General features: G+C 49.9%; 14 protein-coding genes. All 14 read right to left on the bottom strand.

Translation table 11 applies throughout. From position 1 onward, the window contains the following. Positions 1-64: 64 nt before the first annotated feature. Positions 65-685: a dephospho-CoA kinase gene (gene coaE, locus PLF13_05780; protein HOP06786.1), complete on the bottom strand. Its 621-nt coding sequence runs from the start codon at positions 683-685 to the stop codon at positions 65-67. After that, positions 675-3,410, bottom strand: coding sequence for a DNA polymerase I (gene polA, locus PLF13_05775; GenBank protein ID HOP06785.1), 2,736 nt, complete (start codon positions 3,408-3,410; stop codon positions 675-677). The genes coaE and polA overlap by 11 nt, the downstream gene beginning before the upstream one ends. Then, positions 3,407-4,003, bottom strand: a complete 597-nt coding sequence (gene nadD / locus PLF13_05770; protein ID HOP06784.1) for a nicotinate (nicotinamide) nucleotide adenylyltransferase — start codon at positions 4,001-4,003, stop codon at positions 3,407-3,409. The genes polA and nadD overlap by 4 nt, the downstream gene beginning before the upstream one ends. After that, positions 3,993-4,931, bottom strand: a complete 939-nt coding sequence (gene bamD, locus PLF13_05765) for an outer membrane protein assembly factor BamD (GenBank protein ID HOP06783.1) — start codon at positions 4,929-4,931, stop codon at positions 3,993-3,995. The genes nadD and bamD overlap by 11 nt, the downstream gene beginning before the upstream one ends. After that, positions 4,928-5,572 carry a lytic transglycosylase domain-containing protein gene (locus PLF13_05760; GenBank protein HOP06782.1) on the bottom strand — a complete coding sequence of 215 codons (645 nt, stop codon included), beginning with the start codon at positions 5,570-5,572 and terminating at the stop codon, positions 4,928-4,930. Before PLF13_05760 ends, bamD begins: the two co-directional genes overlap by 4 nt. A gap of 3 nt (positions 5,573-5,575) precedes the next feature. Then, positions 5,576-6,901, bottom strand: a complete 1,326-nt coding sequence (rimO, locus tag PLF13_05755; GenBank protein HOP06781.1) for a 30S ribosomal protein S12 methylthiotransferase RimO — start codon at positions 6,899-6,901, stop codon at positions 5,576-5,578. Next, complete coding sequence (locus tag PLF13_05750; protein ID HOP06780.1) at positions 6,901-7,500, bottom strand: outer membrane lipoprotein carrier protein LolA; 600 nt, start codon at positions 7,498-7,500, stop codon at positions 6,901-6,903. Before PLF13_05750 ends, rimO begins: the two co-directional genes overlap by 1 nt. A 25-nt stretch (positions 7,501-7,525) precedes the next feature. Next, positions 7,526-9,847 (bottom strand): DNA translocase FtsK 4TM domain-containing protein, encoded by a 2,322-nt coding sequence (locus tag PLF13_05745; GenBank protein ID HOP06779.1) that lies wholly within the window; start codon positions 9,845-9,847, stop codon positions 7,526-7,528. Between the two features lie 102 nt (positions 9,848-9,949). After that, positions 9,950-10,225, bottom strand: coding sequence for an HU family DNA-binding protein (locus tag PLF13_05740; GenBank protein HOP06778.1), 276 nt, complete (start codon positions 10,223-10,225; stop codon positions 9,950-9,952). Between the two features lie 129 nt (positions 10,226-10,354). Beyond that, positions 10,355-13,789, bottom strand: a complete 3,435-nt coding sequence (locus PLF13_05735; GenBank protein ID HOP06777.1) for a putative LPS assembly protein LptD — start codon at positions 13,787-13,789, stop codon at positions 10,355-10,357. Continuing rightward, the gene (locus PLF13_05730) at positions 13,782-14,978 is read right to left on the bottom strand and encodes an alanyl-tRNA editing protein (protein ID HOP06776.1); all 1,197 of its coding nucleotides are present in this window, start codon (positions 14,976-14,978) and stop codon (positions 13,782-13,784) included. The genes PLF13_05735 and PLF13_05730 overlap by 8 nt, the downstream gene beginning before the upstream one ends. A gap of 70 nt (positions 14,979-15,048) precedes the next feature. Beyond that, positions 15,049-15,822, bottom strand: coding sequence for a fumarylacetoacetate hydrolase family protein (locus PLF13_05725; protein ID HOP06775.1), 774 nt, complete (start codon positions 15,820-15,822; stop codon positions 15,049-15,051). An 88-nt stretch (positions 15,823-15,910) separates the two neighbouring features. Beyond that, the gene (locus PLF13_05720) at positions 15,911-17,263 is read right to left on the bottom strand and encodes an MATE family efflux transporter (GenBank protein ID HOP06774.1); all 1,353 of its coding nucleotides are present in this window, start codon (positions 17,261-17,263) and stop codon (positions 15,911-15,913) included. A 153-nt stretch (positions 17,264-17,416) separates the two neighbouring features. Continuing rightward, entirely contained in the window at positions 17,417-19,003 is a 1,587-nt protein-coding gene (locus PLF13_05715) for a M3 family metallopeptidase (GenBank protein ID HOP06773.1), read from the bottom strand.

Here is a 19,003-nt window from a genome sequence, read left to right as displayed (position 1 = left end):
CACCGTTTGTGAAACTATTAACAACCTATGTAACAAGCCCAATTAACCGATTTGGACTAATAAGTCAACCGTTAGTCAACCTATTTCGTATAAACTTTTTATGGAATTTTACGAGCTTCGATTCGAGCTCTTTCAGGTTGCCGTTGTTGAGGATAAAGCGGTCTGCTCGGGACCGATAAACAGCTATCGGAAGCTGCATTTTTTGGCGCGCGAGGGCATCCTCGCGGCTGATTCCACGAGCTGCCAGGCGGTTAAGACGGAGTTCCCGGGAGGCATGAATTACAAGGGTAAGGTCTAACTCGCGATCGAGATTCCAATCAAGTAAAAGGGCGGCATCGACTATGACCAAGCGGTGAACCCGAAGGCTCTGTTTTACCTGGTTACGGAGTTCTTTTAAAAGAAACGGATGTACCAGCGCATTGAGGTCGCAACGGCCGGATTCATCGGCAAAGGCGAACCGAGCCAGAGTCTTACGGCGCAGTTTGCCGGTCGGGGTGAGAATTTGGGGGCCAAACCGGGTCACCAGTTGTTTTAACAGTGAGGGTGAATTTTCAACCACCTGACGACCGATAAGATCGGCATCGACCACAACACTGTCTTCAAGCCGGGATAGTATCCGAACCGCCTCGCTCTTACCGGCCCCGATTTGCCCGGTCACTCCGAGAGTAACGCCTTTACTTGGCATCGAGCCAGTTCTCCCCCACTCCAATATCGACCGTTACCGGCACTCTCAGCTTGACAGCTTTCTCCATGCCGTCTTTGACCGTTTTCTTCAATTGATCAAGTTCGTCAATGTGGACATCGAACACCAGTTCGTCATGTACTTGCAACACCATGCGAGATTTCAAACCAGCCATCTTCTCATGAATTCTAACCATGGCCAGCTTGATCATATCAGCGGCGGTTCCCTGGATTGGCGTATTGATTGCCGTGCGTTCGGCAAATTGTCGAATGTTATAGTTTTTAGCCTTGATCTCGGGCAAGTACCGGCGACGATTAAATAGCGTCGTGACGTAACCATTGTCGCGAGCCGATTGTTTTGTCGCTTCCATGAATTTGAGAATTCCCGGGTAACGCTCAAAATAGGTATCGATGAATTCTTTGGCCCCCCCCAGATCAAGTTCGGTTTGCTGAGCGAGACCAAAAGCCGAAACGCCGTAGATAACCGCAAAATTAGCTGTTTTGGCGGCTCGCCTCATCTCCGGTGTGACCTTCTCCGGGGTGACTCCGTAGACTTCGGCCGCTGTCCGTCGATGAATATCTTCACCTTTGACGAAAGCATCGATCAAACCGGGGTCTTCCGTATAATGAGCCAGAATGCGAAGCTCTATCTGGGAGTAATCCGCTACCAGCAGGCGATAGTCTTTGTCGCGTGGGATGAAAGCCTTGCGGATTTGACGCCCCTCTTCGGTTCTGACAGGAATGTTCTGAAGATTGGGATCGGTAGAAGATAAGCGTCCCGTCGCTGCCACCGCCTGGTTAAACGAGGTATGCACGCGCCCATCCAACGGACTGATCAGTTTCGGGATGGCATCGATATAGGTGCTCTTGAGCTTGGTCAACTGGCGATAGTCAAGGATAAGTCGTGGAAATTCGTGTATTTGCGCCAGATCTTCAAGTACGCGCACATCGGTCGAATAGCCGGTCTTTTTGGCTGTTTTCCCTTTCGTCGGCAGTTTGAGCTCATCGAAAAGAATCTCTGAAAGCTGTTTTGTGGAATTAATGTTGAACTCACGACCGGCCTGGCGATAAATCTCGGCCATCACATTGTCCAGCTTGACTTCCATCTCTTTCGATAACTCACCCAGGAAATCAGCATCGACTCTGATCCCGGCCTCTTCCATTGCCGCCAACACTTTTATGGTTGGAATCTCGATATTATAATAAAGGTTCTGGAGTTCCTTTGCGTCGATCTCCGGAGCCAGCGTTCCCCGAAGACGGAACGTGAAATCGGCATCCTCGGCAGCGTAGTAAGTAGCCTTGTCAACCGGTACAGTATCGAAAGTAGTCTGCGTTTTCCCCGACCCAATGAGGTCAGTGATCGGTTGCATTTTATGATCAAAATGCTTCATCGCCAGAAAATCCAGCGAATGTTCGCGCGATGATGGATCCAACACATAAGAAGCGATCATGCTGTCAAACGAAACCGGATCGATGTCCACATCATACCGATGAAGAACCTCAAGGTCGTATTTGATATTCTGGCCGAATTTCTGGACCTTTTTGTTCTCGAGCAGTTTCTTGATCAACTTCAGCGCTTGATCGAACGGCAGACAATCCCTGGCATGATCGCCGGAGTGCCCTATCGGGATATACCAACCACGACAGGCCCCGTCTGAAAGCGATACCCCCACCAGGTTAGCTTCGAGCGCGTTCAGCGAAGTTGTTTCGGTATCAACGGCAATTTCTGATGCGTCGGTCAGACGAGTGGTCAACTTATCCAGTTCTTCCAGGCTGTGAATAGTGACATACTCTATTTGCTCGTTGTTTACCGGTTCCGGTGCGGCAGTTGGGATGACGGCATCTGCTTGAGGCATCAACTCTGACAGCAGCGTACGAAATTCCAGTTCCAAAAACAGCTTCTTGGTCGCATCGTAATCAATCGGCCGGGTTTTAAGCTTCTCAAGGTCAAAATCAATCGAGACATCACAGTTTATTGTCACCAACTCGCGTGAAAGCCTGGCGATGTCGATACATGCCGCGATTTTCGTACGTACTCCCTTTGAGCTGATTTCGTCGTATTTTAACAATATCTCATCCAATGAGCCGAACTGGTCAAGCAGCTTGTCGGCTGTTTTTGGACCGATACCGGCCACTCCCGGAACATTGTCGGAGCTATCCCCCATCAAGGCCAGTTTGTCGATTACAAGCTCGGGATAAACACCGAACTTGGCTTTAACCTCCTCGCGCCCCATTTTCTCGGGCGGTTCCGCTGCCTTCTTCGGGTTATATATCTTCACCCGTTCGGATACGAGTTGGAAGTAATCCTTATCTCCGGTCACACACCAGACATCGAGCCCCTGTTCCGCGCCACGATGAGCAAATGTGCCGATGATATCGTCCGCTTCATATCCAACTTGTTCAAAGTGAGCGATATTCAAAGCATCAGTTGCCTGTCGGATGCGGGGAATCTGCGCGGCCAGTTCATCGGGCATCTTAGCCCGGGTGGATTTGTAATCATCATATAACTTATGGCGGAAAGTCGGCTCCGGAGTGTCCCAGACAACGGCCATGTAATCCGGCTTTTCTTCTCTTATTACTTTCAGAAGGGAGTTGACAAAACCAAACGTTGCCGAAGTATCCTCACCTTTGGAGTTAATAAGAGGATTACGAATAAAGGCGAAATAAGCCCGATAGAATAGCGCAGAGCCGTCAAACAGATAAAGAGTTTTACGTCGTTCGGCATTCATCGATAGAGTCCCTTTCCGACGATATAATCATAGACCTCAGGCGTCACCAGATCCGCGACAGACTCCCCCATTTTAATACGTTTCCGGATTTCAGTCGATGAGATATCAATCATCTCAATCGGGATCATTACAATGCGATCAGCCGGTAATTCTTCGGGCAGACTTAACGCTTCGTGGGGCGGACGGTTGCCTACAAGAAACGGTATTTCAGCGACCAGTTCTTCCGGACGGTGCCACCGAATGAGATCGCGGACATTATCCTCCCCGATTATAAAATAGAACGATACATCTTCGAATTGTTTTTTAACCATCTGCACCATGTCCAGCGTGAAACCGGATAGATTCCGGGCTCGCTCGATGTCCGAGACAACAAAGCTGTCATGCGGCTCTATTGCCAGTTGAAGCATCTCTACTCGCTCATCGAAGGATGCGGCTGGCGTCGGTTTGAAGGGATGATTGTACGAAGGGACAAAAAGCACGCCGTTGAGTTTGGCATGCTCCTTTACCTGCCCCGCTAAATTGGTATGTCCCAGATGTACCGGGTCGAAACTTCCGCCCAGAATCCCCCATCGCTCACCGGGTTCAGGTACCAACCGTCTCCTCCGCTTCGACCGGCGCGGGTTGGCTGTCGGCGAGTTCACCGAGATATTTCCGAATGGCATCGACGTGGTTGCTTTCAGGAAAATCCTTGAGGAAAGCATCGAGCTTCTCACGAGCCTCCGGCTGAGCTTCTTTGAATGCCTTTTTGGCATCTTCAAAAGCGGACTTCTCGATCATCTTGAGCGCCTTGGGAACGAATTTATTCTCCGGATACACAGCCACGAAATTCTGGAACTGCACCCGGGCTTCGGAATAATTCTTCTGTTTGTACTCCATCCGAGCGATATCATAGAGGGCTTGAACGGCGTACTCCGACTCGGTGTAGTCGTCGATTACTTTCTGGAAATATATTTTGGCCGATTCAAAAGCCCCCATTCTACTGTAAACCAGACCGGCCGTATAGTCCTTCCTGGCGAGTCGATCGAGCGCTGCGTGCAGGTATTTTTGAACATCGGGAAGTACCTCGGAATCGGGGAAATCTATGATGAAATCCTCAAACTGGCGAATGGCCGTGTTTAACTCCGTTTGATCCATGCCCGGGTCCTTGGGTGTGGACTCGTAATAACAGACCGCTCTCATAAAAATTGCATGTTCGAAAAAAGGAGAGGCGGGATAGTTCAACACGAGACGGTTGAACTCAACCTGGGCCACCTCGTATTCCTCGTTCCCGAAATAGGACAACGCCAGATAATACTGAGCGGTATCGACCGCCATGTCCCCCGGGTAGTTATAAACACAGGCCTGGAAGTGCTCAATTGCTCTCAGATACTTATGTCTGTTGTAAAGATCCATGCCGGTCTTGAGCAACTCACCGGCTGTCATAGTGGAAATGGATCGGGGTGATGAACAGGCACCGATCATCAGCACTGTCAGAGTAAAGGTCATAATGACCAATTGCAGCGATCTTGGAAAGCGTGTCAAACCGTGTAGTTCTCCTTAAGCATACGATAGTTCTCCATGACCTTGCGCAGGTAGTTATCCGGTATCTTCTGTCCCTGTCGTATTAATCCGCGCAATCGCGTTTCTCCTACGTTATATGCGACAATCGCCTTCTGGACATCACCGAATTTCAAAATCTGCTCGAAAAGATGAAAAGTTCCCAATTTGATGTTAGCTTCCGGCTCGAACAGGGTTTGCGATCCCTGCCAGTCGACGTCGGTCCGGCTGGCCAGATCTTCACCGACATAAGGGACAACCTGCATCAGACCACGTGCCCCAATCGCCGACTGCTGCCCTTTGCGAAATGATGATTCAGTGAGAATAATCGCCAGAACGAACATCGGGTCGTAGTTGTACCTGTTACTTTCCGAGTAAATAACCTCGGTTAATTCGCCGACCTCTTCGTCCGAGAAACCGATCTGGAAATCCTCAATCGCCTTGAGTATCTGAAGTTTCTCCTCCAGCTCGCCAATGCGCCGTTGCTGGAAAGTGATTTGACGCTCAAGGTCGAACTTGTCTTTGATCATATAAATGAGCAAACCCGACTGCAAGAGGTAGATCATTACCAGCACAAAACTTATCGGTTTTGACAAATATATGCCGAGCTTCTCGACCTGAATCATCCCCTAACCCTCGACTTTGACACCTTCCAGGTCATAGCCGTCGGCCGCCTCTATCCGCACTCGGCAGATATCGCCGACCCGGAGGTTGTCGCCACGTACTCTCACCTCCTGATCGATATCAGGACAGTCGTTTCGCGTGCGTCCGATTGCCGATCCGGACTCATCGCAAGTGTCTAACATAACTTCAACGACCTTGCCTATCAAGAAATCATTTTTATCGAAAGCGATCTCTCGCTGGAGGCTCATCAGCTCGTCCAGCCGCCGGTTTTTCTCCTCATCGTCGATTTGTTCCGGCATTTCCGCCGCCGGTGAGCCTTCTTCGCGTGAATACGTGAAAGCCCCAAGCCGGTCAAATTCCTGCTCATCGACGAATCGGCATAATTCCTCGAACTGCTCTTCAGTTTCTCCCGGAAAGCCTACAATAAAAGTAGCTCGGATCGCAGCTTCGGGCGCCGTTTCTCGGATTCGCCCGAGCAAACGCTCGATATCCTCACGTGAAGATCGGCGCTTCATCCGCTTAAGAATCTCACTGTTTATATGTTGCAGCGGCAGATCGAAGTATGGCAGGGTTTTATTATGCGGTGAAGACATATAATCTATCAAAGCCGTATCGGTCTGAGCCGGATGAAGATACATTAGTCTGATCCAGGCAACTTCATCAATTTTATCGAGAGCTTGCAGGAGTGTCACTATATTCGAGTTATTCTTCAGATCATGTCCGTAAACGGTTGCCTCCTGCGAGACAAGGATCAATTCCTTTTTCCCGTGCTCGACAAGAAAACGAGCTTCACGAAGAATATCTTCAGGTGGCCGACTTCGAAAATGTCCTCGTATGGAAGGAATGATACAATAGGTACACTGCCGATTACAACCGTCGGATATTTTGAGGTAAGCGTAAGGAAAAGAATCACCGATGTGGCGTCGACTGCCCGCCAGATAGTCCATTCGCTCAACTGCTGTAGCGATATTAGGACGTTTCGGAGAAACCGCATTGATAGCACTGCCAATCGCATCCAGTTCTCCAAGCCCGAAAGCTCCGTCCAGCTCAGGCATACCCTCGAGTAGTTCAGCGCCGTGTCGCTGCGAAAAACAGCCGCTGACAAACAACCGTTGGAGCCGACCGGTCTTTTTATACTCAGCCATCAGAAGGATCTGCTCGATTGACTCCTCTTTGGCATCCTGAATGAAACAGCAGGTGTTGACGATGATTATATCCGCTTCCGAAGGCTCCCGGACGGCGGTATGTCCCTCATCAACGATCCGCGCCATGATGTAGTCGGCATCGACATCGTTCTTGGGACAACCCAGCTTGTGGATATAGATGTTCATCAGGGAATGCGCACCCGTTCGATTGAGTCATCGAAATCGGGCACAAAACGGGATTCATCGCAGATAGAGTCAAGTACCTGACGGGTCAAAACAAAACGATTCAGGTCACCGTTTATATCTTCATATTCGAGCCGCTCGATACGATCCTCATCCGAGGTGATCCATATCGTCATTAGCTCGGGCAATCCGGTTAAAGTGCTGTCGATCAAATCCAGTCGATAACAGCGGTTCGATTCGATCAGCGATGTCCTGTAATGATCGTCAATCCGAATCAGGAAAGAAATCTGGTCGGCTTCGGCAACTCCCGAGGGCTCAATAATTATCTGTTCGTTTTCCGGAACATAGGAATACCTCTCCGTCCCGTCGTCAATGTATACATCCTCCCCCAAACGCAACCTGAACCGACCATCATCGGCTATATATGCGAGTCCGTTGGCAGTATCAATCGTATCAAATACATCCGACTCGAGTATTGATAAGAACTCAAGCTGAACGCACCCGGCTTCGGCCAGATCCGTTTTGATCTTATCGAACCGATCGGTTGCTTGTACAACCAGGGCACAACATATCACGAGGGCTGTAACTACCGAGCATTTCATACCAGCCCTTATACTCATAATGCTTTTAGCCGTTCTGATGAGAGGTTTCGACAGCCGAAGCACCGCTGAACAATGCATCGACATAAGCTTGATCCACGAGGACTTCACGAGCCTTGGAGCCGTCAAACTTGGATACAATGCCGGCTTGTTCCAGTCTGTCTATGAGTCGTGCCGCTCGCTGATAACCGATCCCCAGCCGTCGTTGCAACAGAGAGACCGATCCCTGCTTATGCCGGACCACCGTATTGCACGCCTCACGGAAAAGAGGATCCTCGGTATCGATATCCGCCTCGGTCGGTTCACCGCTTGCTTGAGAGATGTTTTCAAGCGTGAACATCTCAAGTCCCTGATCCTTGATAAACTGGACAATCCCCTCAGTCTCTTCGGAGGAGATATACGGTCCATGAATACGAACCGGTTCCGGCTGCCCCGACGGCAGATACAGCATATCCCCCTTACCGAGCAATCGTTCGGCTCCGTTGGCATCGATAATCGTTCGAGAATCTACTTTAGATGACACCTGGAAGGCTATACGAGCCGGGAAGTTGGCTTTTATTAATCCGGTGATTACATCGACCGACGGGCGCTGCGTCGCGAGGATTAAATGGATCCCGACCGCACGTGACATCTGAGCGAGCCGTGTGATCATCATCTCGGTTTTCTGGGTGTTCGAGGACATCATCAAATCGGCCAGTTCATCGACGAAGATAACGATATACGGCAGCTTATCCTCTTCCCTGGTCTGACGTTTGTTGAAGTCGGCGATATTCCGCACCGAGGCTTCGGCCAGCTTTCGATAGCGATGTTCCATTTCAACAACCGCTTCAGCGAGAACCTTTTCCGCTCGTTTCGGTTTGGTCACCACCGGCCGTCCCAGATGTGGAATCCCTTTATAGATCGACAATTCGAGCATCTTGGGATCAATCATAATGAATCGCACCTGATGCGGATGCAGCCGGAACAGGAGCGATGTGATCAATACGTTCATACAGACCGACTTGCCGGAACCGGTAGCTCCCGCCACCAACAGATGCGGCATGGTAGTCAGATCTGCGACGATCGGTTGACCCGAAGTGGACTTGCCCAGGGCAATCGGTAAAATCAGCTTACTGTCGTTGAATGCCGATGAAGTGAACACATCCCGCAGGTAAACCATCTGGGGATGCCTGTTCGGTATCTCTACACCAACCGCGGCTTTGCCCGGGATCGGTGCTATTATGCGGATTCGCTTGGCTTTAAGCGTCAGGGCCAGGTCGTCGGCCAGACTTACGATGCGATTGATTTTGATCCCGGCCGCGGGCTTGAACTCAAAACGAGTAATGATCGGACCGGGGAAATGCTCTATTTTGCCGTCAATCTTGACACCGAAAGTCTCCAGCGTTTCACGCAGCATCCGAGCCGAGAATTCCAACTCCTCCGGCGTGACAGCGGGTTGCGTAAGATCCGGCTCGGCCAGTAAGTCCAGTCCCGGGTAGGTGTACTTGATTGACTTAAGTTGTACCGCCGGGGCCGGTTTTACGATTTTTGTTTTGCGACGGGATGGCGATGGTGATGAGGATTCAGACGAATCCTCATCAGGGCGTTCATCAAGAAGTTCGTCCTGCTCCGGGAGATCATCGGTTTCGCTATCAGCGGGGGCGTCCTCATCGTAGACCTCTTCACCATCATCATCGTTGCTTTCGGTTTGACCGAACAGATTCCCGAGCCACGAGAAATTGAATACTTTACCCAAGCCGCGGCTAAGGCGTCCATAAATCCGGTTTATCCACTCTTTTCCGGGTAAGGGCAGACGCATGGCCAGTAGCGGTGTTATTGATGTGTAAAGCACGAGCAACACGAGAATAGCACCGCTCAGAACCACGTAAGAGCCCAGTTCACCCAAAAGACGAAGGCTCAATGAGGTCAGTTGTTCACCGATATAGCCGCCGATTGTTCCGACCGGGCGCGCTATCTCACGCGGCGACATGAGGTGTATATTATAGAGGATCGTTCCGATCATTGAGGCCACGAACAGCACGATGCTATTGATCTTAATACGTGCCGCCGTTTTACCCGACATAAGTTTAAGGGCCGCCAACATCAACCAGAGGGGCAGGAAAAAGCTCAGCCAACCGATTAAAGTGGTGAAGATAAATGACAGATATGCCCCCATCATCCCGCCCTGGTTGTTGTAGGGGATATCGAACGGGTTGAGGTGGCCGTCCACTTCACCGGCGACTCTGGCATCATCGATTTCTTTATGGGTAGCTAAAGAAATCAGTAATAGGAGAGCCAGCAGAGACAGTAAAATCCCCAATACCAGCCCACGTTTATCCTGACCGGTGCTATTTTTCCTTCTTCGTGCCATAGTCTGGTAATTAAGCTCCCAGAGCCGCTAAAGCGCAAATTTTAACTTCAATAAAAAAGGCAGGGATCGGTATCCCTGCCCGAAAACCGTTGGTCAAAGAGGCTATTTCTTGACAGCCGTCTTGAGATTCTTACCGGCTTTGAACACTGGGACTTTAGTCGCCGGTATCTGGATTGTGGCACCGGTCTGCGGGTTACGGCCGGAGCGGGCTTTCCTTTTGGAAACCGTAAATGTGCCAAAACCGGCAAAACTAACCTTCTGACCTTTCTTGAGCTGATTCGTAACACCGGTCATGAAGGCACCAAGCGCTTCTCCAGCTTGTTTCTTCGAGATGCCGGACTTCTCGGCCATCAAGGCAATCATTTCTTCTTTCGTCATAACCTTCACCCCTCCATGGGCGGCTAAACGGTTTAGAGGTTATTTGTTACATTTAAACAAACGAAATGTTGAAAACTACTGTCAACTAAAAGATGCCTGAAAGTGGCGGCAAATCAGGCTTTTTCAGCCCTATCGATTGGTAAGGCTGCTGATTGATGTCTCGTGATTGTTGTCGATCTTAATATCCGGCATTGCGGTCACATAAAGCTTGAAACCGAATCCCGGATTTGATCCCACCGGCGCCCAATATAAGCTGCCTGTCCAACAGTGTAACTGGCGTACGATCTGAATTCTGGTTGAGACCAGTTTAGAGGTTCTGAAGTTATATTCAACGTTACTGAGACTGACTGAAGTGTTTCGTGTCAGGTTGAATTGAATGGTGATACTGGCCTTCAAAACATCATTAGTTTTACTCCAGCTTGTTCCCCGCCCTGACTCGGCATATTGGTAGTACAGATTGCAGGTCCAGGAGCCTTTTGATTCTTTACCGGACGAATTGCCAGCTTGTGAGGCTGAATCGGCCCCACGTGGGATATCATTGGCATCGTCGAAAAACGGGAAACGGCCGTGCAGATTGAGACTAGTATTGAGAGAAAAGCTCTGCATATACAGGTCGAGGAAGTTCAATTCATCCGTTTCCGGATTATACGGCGTATGGATCATAGTTCCGTTAAAGGTCAATCCGGGAATTGCTTTTAGCTGATAATTGGTCGTGATGTTGGACCAGGGGTGGTCTTCCTTTTCAAAATCCTTGGAAAAACTGGTCACCAGACTGAGCCATTCACCGCTTGATTCAGTTTCGCCGGATTTCACCTTGCTTTGGAAACGCTGATCAATACCAAAAGTCATAGTCTGTGATTTGGAGCTTCCCGCACCACCTCCCGCAAAACTGCGAATAGTCTCATGACGATTAACATCCGGAGTATAGGCATAAGTCACTGATGGTGTAACGACGTGCCTCAGAGCTGTTACGCCCAGAATGTTGGGGTAAATAGCTCTTCCATAGAGCGTCGTAGTGGCTTTTATGGATGCGTTCCATGAATAGGTACGGTAGTTGTCGGCTTCAATTCCGGCATCGCGGGACTGATCGGTCTCGTAAATCTTGATCCAGGTTTCGCGGTAACCAAAGCTGGGATTCAATTTCAAATAGTTTCCAAGCGTCACCTGCGGCAAATAGAGTGTCGGGCTGTGCTGGATTTTCGCATAATGCTTTCGAGAACGATACGAAAGCGTGTCTTCATGCTGAACGAGAGTGTCGTACACATAAGTACTGTCATCGAGCAGGAGAGAATCAACTTGCTCTTCCCAGGTATAAACACTGTCTTCGGTAACGCGCGTAGAAGAATTCAGTAAACTCGGTGAATACTGCAGTTTGAAACCGTGATACCATTTTTGCACGACATTTCCGTCGGCATCCCGGGAACCATTACCGAACGGATAAACCAAGGGTAACGAGATCGTAGCCGATGGGATTTCATCGGTGCGGGACTCGTTTTGCAAATCCACGTAGTGCTTAAAAGTTGAAGATATCGAGATGCCATTAGCAAACTGCTTCGCAATCGAAGCCTGCGAATTCATACTTTTCGAAAGACGATCATCCAGGTTGTTCGAATAATCCGAGAAGTAGTTTTCATCGGAGACAATTTTACCGGTAGCGGCGATTTTAAAAGTGGGTGTGATCTGATGATTGTAGGATCCTTCCAGGAACCATCGTTTGTGTTTCGACTCCCGAGCCTTGGTCGTACTGTAGTCCGTTTCAACCAGGTACTCACCGTACATACGAGTATTCGTTATATAATATCGTTTCGCGAAATTAGCCTCTGACTTAAATTTGAAGCTGGAGTTGTTCTCGATATAGTCAACCGAGTTAGTCCAGTCGAAATAGTCGGAGGGAGCCCAATAATACCCCAGGTCGGTAATCTGACGATCACCCCGCTGGAAGTTACCATAGCCAAAAGTCAATATCCCGCTACGTCTTCCCTTCTTCAAGGGAAAGACATAATACGGCAACGCCAGCACCGGCAAACGACCGATATAAAACACCACCGGGCGGGCAATCATCTTATCACCTTCAATCAATTTCAGATTTTTGGAATGAAAATGGAAGTGCGGTTCCGGCGCATTGCAGGTGGTGAATCGGCCGTCATCGATATAAGCGATGTTCTCCTGTTCGCGGAACAATTTGCCGCCATAATAATAGCCGAGATCATATTCCGTTTTCGATTTAACGATTCTTCCCTTGCGCGTGTCAATCGAATAACGAAGATAATCCCCGACCAGAACATCCCCGCCGTCATCCAGCAGAACCGGGATGTTGTTCGGTTGAAGTTGCGCCATACTGTTCGGGTCGGTGCTGTCCACGGCCATGCTGTCGATATCTTGCACCTCGGCGGAATATGCTTCCACGATTCGCTCGTGCGTGTCAAAGCTGATATCATAAGCCGTTAGCGACATCCCCTGTGATTGTACGGCGGCTGCTTTTTTAAGAATGATCGTCGAATCAGCCAGACTGTAATCGATATATTCCGACTGATAATCGATAGTGTCGGACGAGACGAGAACGGAATCGTTTTCGGGAAGTTTCCCCGAAATATATGTTCCGATCGCTCCTCCGGTAACCTGGACCGATTGCAACTCTTCATTGCTGACTACGAACCTTATCGTATCTCCCGATACGGAGTTTTCGTTGTACTCACGGGTACCGCGATCCGACGGATAGTACCAGGAATAAGCCTGCCCAAAGCATAAAATGTGATTCAGCTCACCGCGATCGAACTGGAATACGATGTTGTCGCCTTCCAATCTCGATTCATCGACGAACAATCCAGCCGAGTCAACCGGTTCCGAAAAGACGCCGCTCGCAGAATCGGTCACGATGATCGACTCGATTACCTCATCGTGGTAATTGACCGAAATCATTGCCCCGGAAACCTGGCTGTTGCGTCGGATAGCTACGGGATCGAGCGTCAGCAACAGATTGTGAGTATCGAGATCCATATCGGCGCGGCCGGAGCGAGTAGTTATATCCTGCGATGTTATATTTACATCACCTATCGAAACAGCATAGCCGGAGTCGGCATCGTATTCAATCGTATCCCCTAAAATTTCCACCATGCGAGAGCTGTCCGGATAACGCAGGTAAAGGAGAGGTCGTTCATCCATGAAGAAATACTTCTCCAGCGACCGATAAAAAGCGTGTGTACCGACCGCATAGATCGAATCGTTGTAAGACCAAAGTTCGACCTGTTTGCCCCAGGCTTCGGAAAGCTCATCTTTAACACCGTAATAAACCGAATCAGCCGCCAACTGGTAGGCGTCATCTTCAATCCTTACGTTTCCCTTGAGATTAACATCGACTCCTCGACGCCAGATAGCCGAATCGCAGAATATCGTTGCAGTACGAGTGGTGAATTTCACGTCATCCACGACATAAGTGACGTATTGGTCTCCCTCAAGCACCACTTCAACCGACCCGGAACGTTCGAGCACCAACTGTTTTCGTTCCGCAGCCGCTCCGCTTGCAAGGATCAGAAAGAATAAGGATATAAAAAGGAGTCTATTCATGCGAAAGAGACTCCTCGATTATATCTATATATAGCTTAAAATCTACGGTTTCAGCCTGACCGAACTGCACCAGTGAATTACTTCCCCCGCCTTTAAGATTGGTCGCGTCGTTCAACCGTTTTGCCGTTTTTCTCAGATCGAAATTACTTCTTTCAGGCGCTGCCAGTACGAGATTATGGTCGTTAAGCAAGCAGGCTAGCCGTTCGGTCCGTTCGGCAATTAAAGCAGCCAGTTTGGCCGTAAGACGGACATCAGGCAGTTCGGTCACTCCGGTTACCAGATTCACTCCATGATTGTTATCGATAACCTCTTCAGCCAGCGTAGGCAGCATGCGGGTGTAGAGACCGCTGATTCGCTGTCTTAACTCACGCTCCTGAGCAAGGAGATTGTCTATTTTTTCGGGCAGGTCCCTTACTCCACAAGTAAGGCTGTGCGATAACTTATCGGTGACTTCGAAACGAAGCTGATAGTCATTTATTGTTTGTGAGCCTGAAAGAAAATGCACCAGGGCGTGATTGCGAAGTTTCCCCTGTTCAATAATTTTAATCAGACCGACTTGTCCGGTGCTGTCACAATGAGTCCCGCCACAGGCAGCATATTCGAAATCGCCAATCTGAACAACGCGAAGTTTTCCCGTTCGTTTCGGGGGGCGCCGGAAAGGAATTTCATCGGCTTCAGCCCCATCCACGAAACTGATCCGCACTGGATAATCCTCACGAATTATTACATTTGCCTTATCCTCGGCCTGGCGCAGTTGATCTTCGGAAAATCTCTCCCGGTCGAATTCGACGGCGCCGTAATCTGCGCCTAGGTGTACGGATACGGTGGGAGCGTCAAACAAATCCAAAAAGACCGCACTGAGAATGTGTTGCGCGGTATGCTGCTGGCGATGTTGCCAGCGACGTTCAGCATCGATTTCACCGTGGACCTTGTCTCCCGCCCGGCCAGGTGGTTGTTCCGTCTTGTGCGCTACTTCCCCATTGTCGGATGCTGAGACTTCGATTACGGCTATTCCGTTGAGTTTACCGGTATCATGAAGTTGTCCGCCCGAAGTGGGGTAAAACGCCGACCGATCCAGAAACGTCAGCCAGTAACCATCCTGTTCCTGAATGCGCATAATAGTCGCATCGAAATCAAGAAGTCCCTGGTTACGATAATAGAGGCGGTCGGTCATGATACTTTCTGTCATACAACTCCGGGGCGGTGTGCTCTCTCCTGACGTTTCTACACCGATACGGGCTATGAGGTCCCGGCTTCACTCAGCCGATGATCGGATTGATCAATCGGCCGACGTTTTCTACTACAACTTCCACGGAATCACCGGGAACCATCGGTCCAATCCCCGAAGGTGTTCCGGTCGAGATCAAGTCGCCCGGATAAAGCGTCATGATACTCGATATGTAGCTGATCAAATAAGGGATTTTGAAGATCATGAGTGAGGTCCGACCGGATTGTTTTACCTCACCGTTAAGAATCCCTTCCACTTTGAGATCGCTGAAGTCGACATCGGTAACGATAGTCGGTCCCACCGGACAAAATGTATCGAATCCTTTTGCCCGACTCCACTGACCGTCCTTTTTCTGCAAATCACGCGCCGTGACATCATTGACACACGTCAAACCGAATATATAGCGGTCGGCATCATCTTCAGAGACGTTTTTCGCCTCACGACCGATCACCACTCCCAGCTCCGCTTCATAATCAACTCGCTGGGATTGCGGCGGGTGGACTATCGACTCGCCGAGGCCAATTACGGCCGAAGAGGGTTTGAGGAATATCAACGGGTAGGCCGGGGCTTCATCGGCCGATTGAGAGGCAGCTACATGAGCATGGTAGTTGAGTCCGATACAAACAATTTTACTCGGTTCTATCGGAGCTTTTAATACCACGCTGCCAAGACTGAACACCTCGTTGGTCGCCTGACCACCATACCAGGGAGCATCATCAAAAGCGGTGATGCTTTCCCCCTCAAGTTTTCCATAAAGAAAGTCATCAGAGTCCGGATCAAAGAAACGAACGAATTCACTAGGCATCTATAATTCCTCAATTCCCTGTTTTTGACGGAGTTACAATATAGCCGGAAGCTCCGGTGAATCAACAAATTACTTAGCCCACACAAGACTACAGTTCTTTTGTTTTCCACCTGCCCAGCCTGAACCAACCGGCCATGATCAGAGCTTTGATGATCGAGGTGATCGTAAGAGTCCACCAGACACCGTTGATACCCCAATCGAGATTAAAACAGAAATAATAGGCCATAGGGATACGCATAAGAGCTCCGGGGATCGATACTACCATTGGCGGTATCGTATCGCCGGCTCCGCCAAAGGCGCCTTCCAGAACGATTTCAATAGCCATCGCCGACTGCGATATTCCTAGAATAAACAGGTAATCAATCGCTATTTTCTTGACCTCAGGATTGTCGGTGAAAATCGAGGCAATCCAGTCGGGGATTACGATAAACAAGCCGCCAATGATAAAAGTGATACAGATTGCTGTACCTGCGGCTCCCCAGGCAGAACGAGCAGCCCGGTCGGGCTGTCGCGCCCCGAGGTTTTGACCGACCATGGTCGAGGCCGCCACTGAGAAACCGAAACAAGTCAGATATGAAAAGGATTCCATGCGATTGCCGATACCCATTGCAGCCGCGGCTACTTCGCCGAACTGATGGACAATCTTAATGAGAAACCAATACACAATGACGAAGACAAACTGCTGGCTGGACATCGGCAGGCCGATTTTCCCGATTTTCACCAGGCTGCGGAGATCGATTCCGTTACGAAGCATCCCGCTGACATCGTACCCCAGTCCTCCGCGGAACATGCGGCGAAGAATAAGCATCGAGCCGATTGATATGGCAATACCTGTCGCCAGACTGGCTCCAGTCACACCCATGGAGGGGATCGGTCCCCAGCCGAAAATAAGCAACGGGTCCAGCGCCATATTTATGACGATCACCAGGGCAGCAACCATAGCCGGTGTACGGGTATCTCCTGAAGCCCTGAAGGCCGAATAGCAAATCTCATTAATGAAGAAAAACACTGCTGAGGCGAAAAATATCCGCAGATACGGCACTGCATGGATCATAGTCTCCGGGCCGGTATCCATGAAGCGCAAAGCCGCCGGCGTGAAGATGAAGCCGCTCGCTCCAAAAAAGAAACTCAGCAAAAGACCTGCTTTGATTCCCTGCCCTAGATAGAATCTGACCCGGTCCAGGTCCCTGGCGCCGACATAACGAGATACGAGCGCAGTGACACCGACTGATACAATAGCAGTTGTTGCGAACATGGTCCAGATCACAACCATTGAGGATGTCACGGCATCTTGAGCCATGGCTCCGAGCTTGCCGACCCAGAAATAGTCGGTGCTGGCCAGGGCAAATTCCATGAACATATTCAGGACTACCGGCAGCGCCAGAGAGAATATCGCACGGGTTATCGGTCCGTTCAGTATGTTGTCGTTTCGATTGGTCATTATTGCCTGACATCCTGGTTCATAACAGCAGGAAATTTGCCGGGGTCAAAGCTACACGGCGCTATAAGATAGGTCAAGCGCTGATTGGGGACATCACAAAAACGGCCACCGCAGTAGTACCGGTGGCCGTGATTTATCCGCTTATATGAAGAGTTATTCTATACCCATTCGAGCTATGAAATAGGCCGGATTCATCGGTTCCCCGGTTCCTCGTTCAAGCAATTCCAGCCAGGGATAGCGACTGCCAAAACGCATGTAATTCTGAATCAGGAAGGATCGGGTTGAAGGATCACCCGCCAGATTCATGTCGTTCTTTTCGAAATAGGCCAGGGTCTGAGCGCAAACGATGTCGGCATATAGATAATTTTGGACATAAACCGGATGCGTGGTGAAATGGATCGTGGCTGCCCAGGGGTAAATATCATCATGACGGGGAAGCATTACATAGCGTTCGTATAGGTCCCAGTACAATTTATTCAGATCCTGCCCCGGACTGTTATAAGCTTCATATTCGAACATCAGCCAGGTCAGATTCTGACGCTGATAAATTACTTCTTTGTCCTTGGTTAGTTGCAAATACTCATCGGCCAGACCGGCGGGAACATGCGCCACCTCAATCAGCCAGCGGCGATTTTCGGTCAGAGAAGCGATAATCTGAGCCATCCCTTCCGTCCAGGAGCCATCCAGATGCACATTGAACAGCTCTCTATCCTGGGCGACATAGGCCGAATGAAGAGCGTGGCCGAGTTCATGCAGTATGACGGTGATAGATCCGATTCCATCGTACAGATTGGCCATCACACGGATATCGTATGGGGGTTTGATCGGGAACGCATAGGCAAATTGCGAACGGCCTTCACGGCTCTCCAGATCGATGAAAATCGGCAGCTTGTCGATGTTGAAACCAATTGAATCGAGCGACCTGTATACGAACACCATCTGGGAATCAACCGGGAAATAGGCGTCGATTTTTGATGTGACATCGGCGGTGGCGTATCCCAGGTCCCAAACGTCGATATCGGAATATCCCAGCGTCTTTTCGGCATCGGTCAGAATCGCTTTATACCGGTCACTTGTGGCTTGATCAAGCCGTTCCAGCAGTGCCAGATGGTCGTGGAGATCAATCTCAGAGCGAGAGAAATTCATTGCCAGGAAGTTGTTGTAACCCAGCTTGCGGGCGTATTGGTTACGCATCCTGATCAACCGCTCCAGGCCGTCGGCCATTTCCTCACCAAGTGATACCGATGCCCGGTATGCCGCTTCCCTGCGGTCACGACTGCGGTCATGACGAGCGATCCGGCGTAGTTCGTCGGCGGAGCTTTCTTCGCCCTCGAATTCGGGACGGAAATGGATATCGATGCGCGACAATGAATCCCTGAGCGCCGACACCGAGGGATTATCCTCTGCCCGGCCGATGAGGAAATTGGCAAAGATTATTTCCCAGCGCCGATGGTCCACATCATCGTCAATCAGCCGTTCTCCTTCTTTCAGAATCTGGAACGCCTCATCATCGGCAACGACACCGGCGTAAAGGTCACGGTAATAATCCAGCGAATCGGATTGGCCGGTCGTGTATAAATCCCAGTATTCCTGCATTATACGGAAATCCAGCCATACGAACTTCTGTTCGAGACTGTCAAGGGTTAACCGAACATCCTCTAGCGTAACCTGGGTCTGTTGGCATGAGATCGCCCCCAGCATCAGGACCGGCAACAGTGATATGATAAACAACCAACGCAT

The organism is Candidatus Zixiibacteriota bacterium, from assembly GCA_035380245.1.
Taxonomy (GTDB): Bacteria; Zixibacteria; MSB-5A5; order GN15; family FEB-12; genus DAOSXA01.
Note: the sequence above shows the minus strand (reverse complement) of the source record. Positions and strands in the feature narration are given on the sequence as shown.

Bases quoted from the DNA above. Each gene is read 5' to 3' on its own strand.
- coaE (HOP06786.1), bottom strand. From the start codon at position 685: ATGCCAAGTAAAGGCGTTACTCTCGGAGTGACCGGGCAAATCGGGGCC.
- polA (HOP06785.1), bottom strand. From the start codon at position 3,410: ATGAATGCCGAACGACGTAAAACTCTTTATCTGTTTGACGGCTCTGCG.
- PLF13_05760 (HOP06782.1), bottom strand. From the start codon at position 5,572: ATGATTCAGGTCGAGAAGCTCGGCATATATTTGTCAAAACCGATAAGT.
- rimO (HOP06781.1), bottom strand. From the start codon at position 6,901: ATGAACATCTATATCCACAAGCTGGGTTGTCCCAAGAACGATGTCGAT.
- PLF13_05750 (HOP06780.1), bottom strand. From the start codon at position 7,500: ATGAAATGCTCGGTAGTTACAGCCCTCGTGATATGTTGTGCCCTGGTT.
- PLF13_05745 (HOP06779.1), bottom strand. From the start codon at position 9,847: ATGGCACGAAGAAGGAAAAATAGCACCGGTCAGGATAAACGTGGGCTG.
- PLF13_05740 (HOP06778.1), bottom strand. From the start codon at position 10,225: ATGACGAAAGAAGAAATGATTGCCTTGATGGCCGAGAAGTCCGGCATC.
- PLF13_05735 (HOP06777.1), bottom strand. From the start codon at position 13,789: ATGAATAGACTCCTTTTTATATCCTTATTCTTTCTGATCCTTGCAAGC.
- PLF13_05730 (HOP06776.1), bottom strand. From the start codon at position 14,978: ATGACAGAAAGTATCATGACCGACCGCCTCTATTATCGTAACCAGGGA.
- PLF13_05725 (HOP06775.1), bottom strand. From the start codon at position 15,822: ATGCCTAGTGAATTCGTTCGTTTCTTTGATCCGGACTCTGATGACTTT.
- PLF13_05720 (HOP06774.1), bottom strand. From the start codon at position 17,263: ATGACCAATCGAAACGACAACATACTGAACGGACCGATAACCCGTGCG.
- PLF13_05715 (HOP06773.1), bottom strand. From the start codon at position 19,003: ATGCGTTGGTTGTTTATCATATCACTGTTGCCGGTCCTGATGCTGGGG.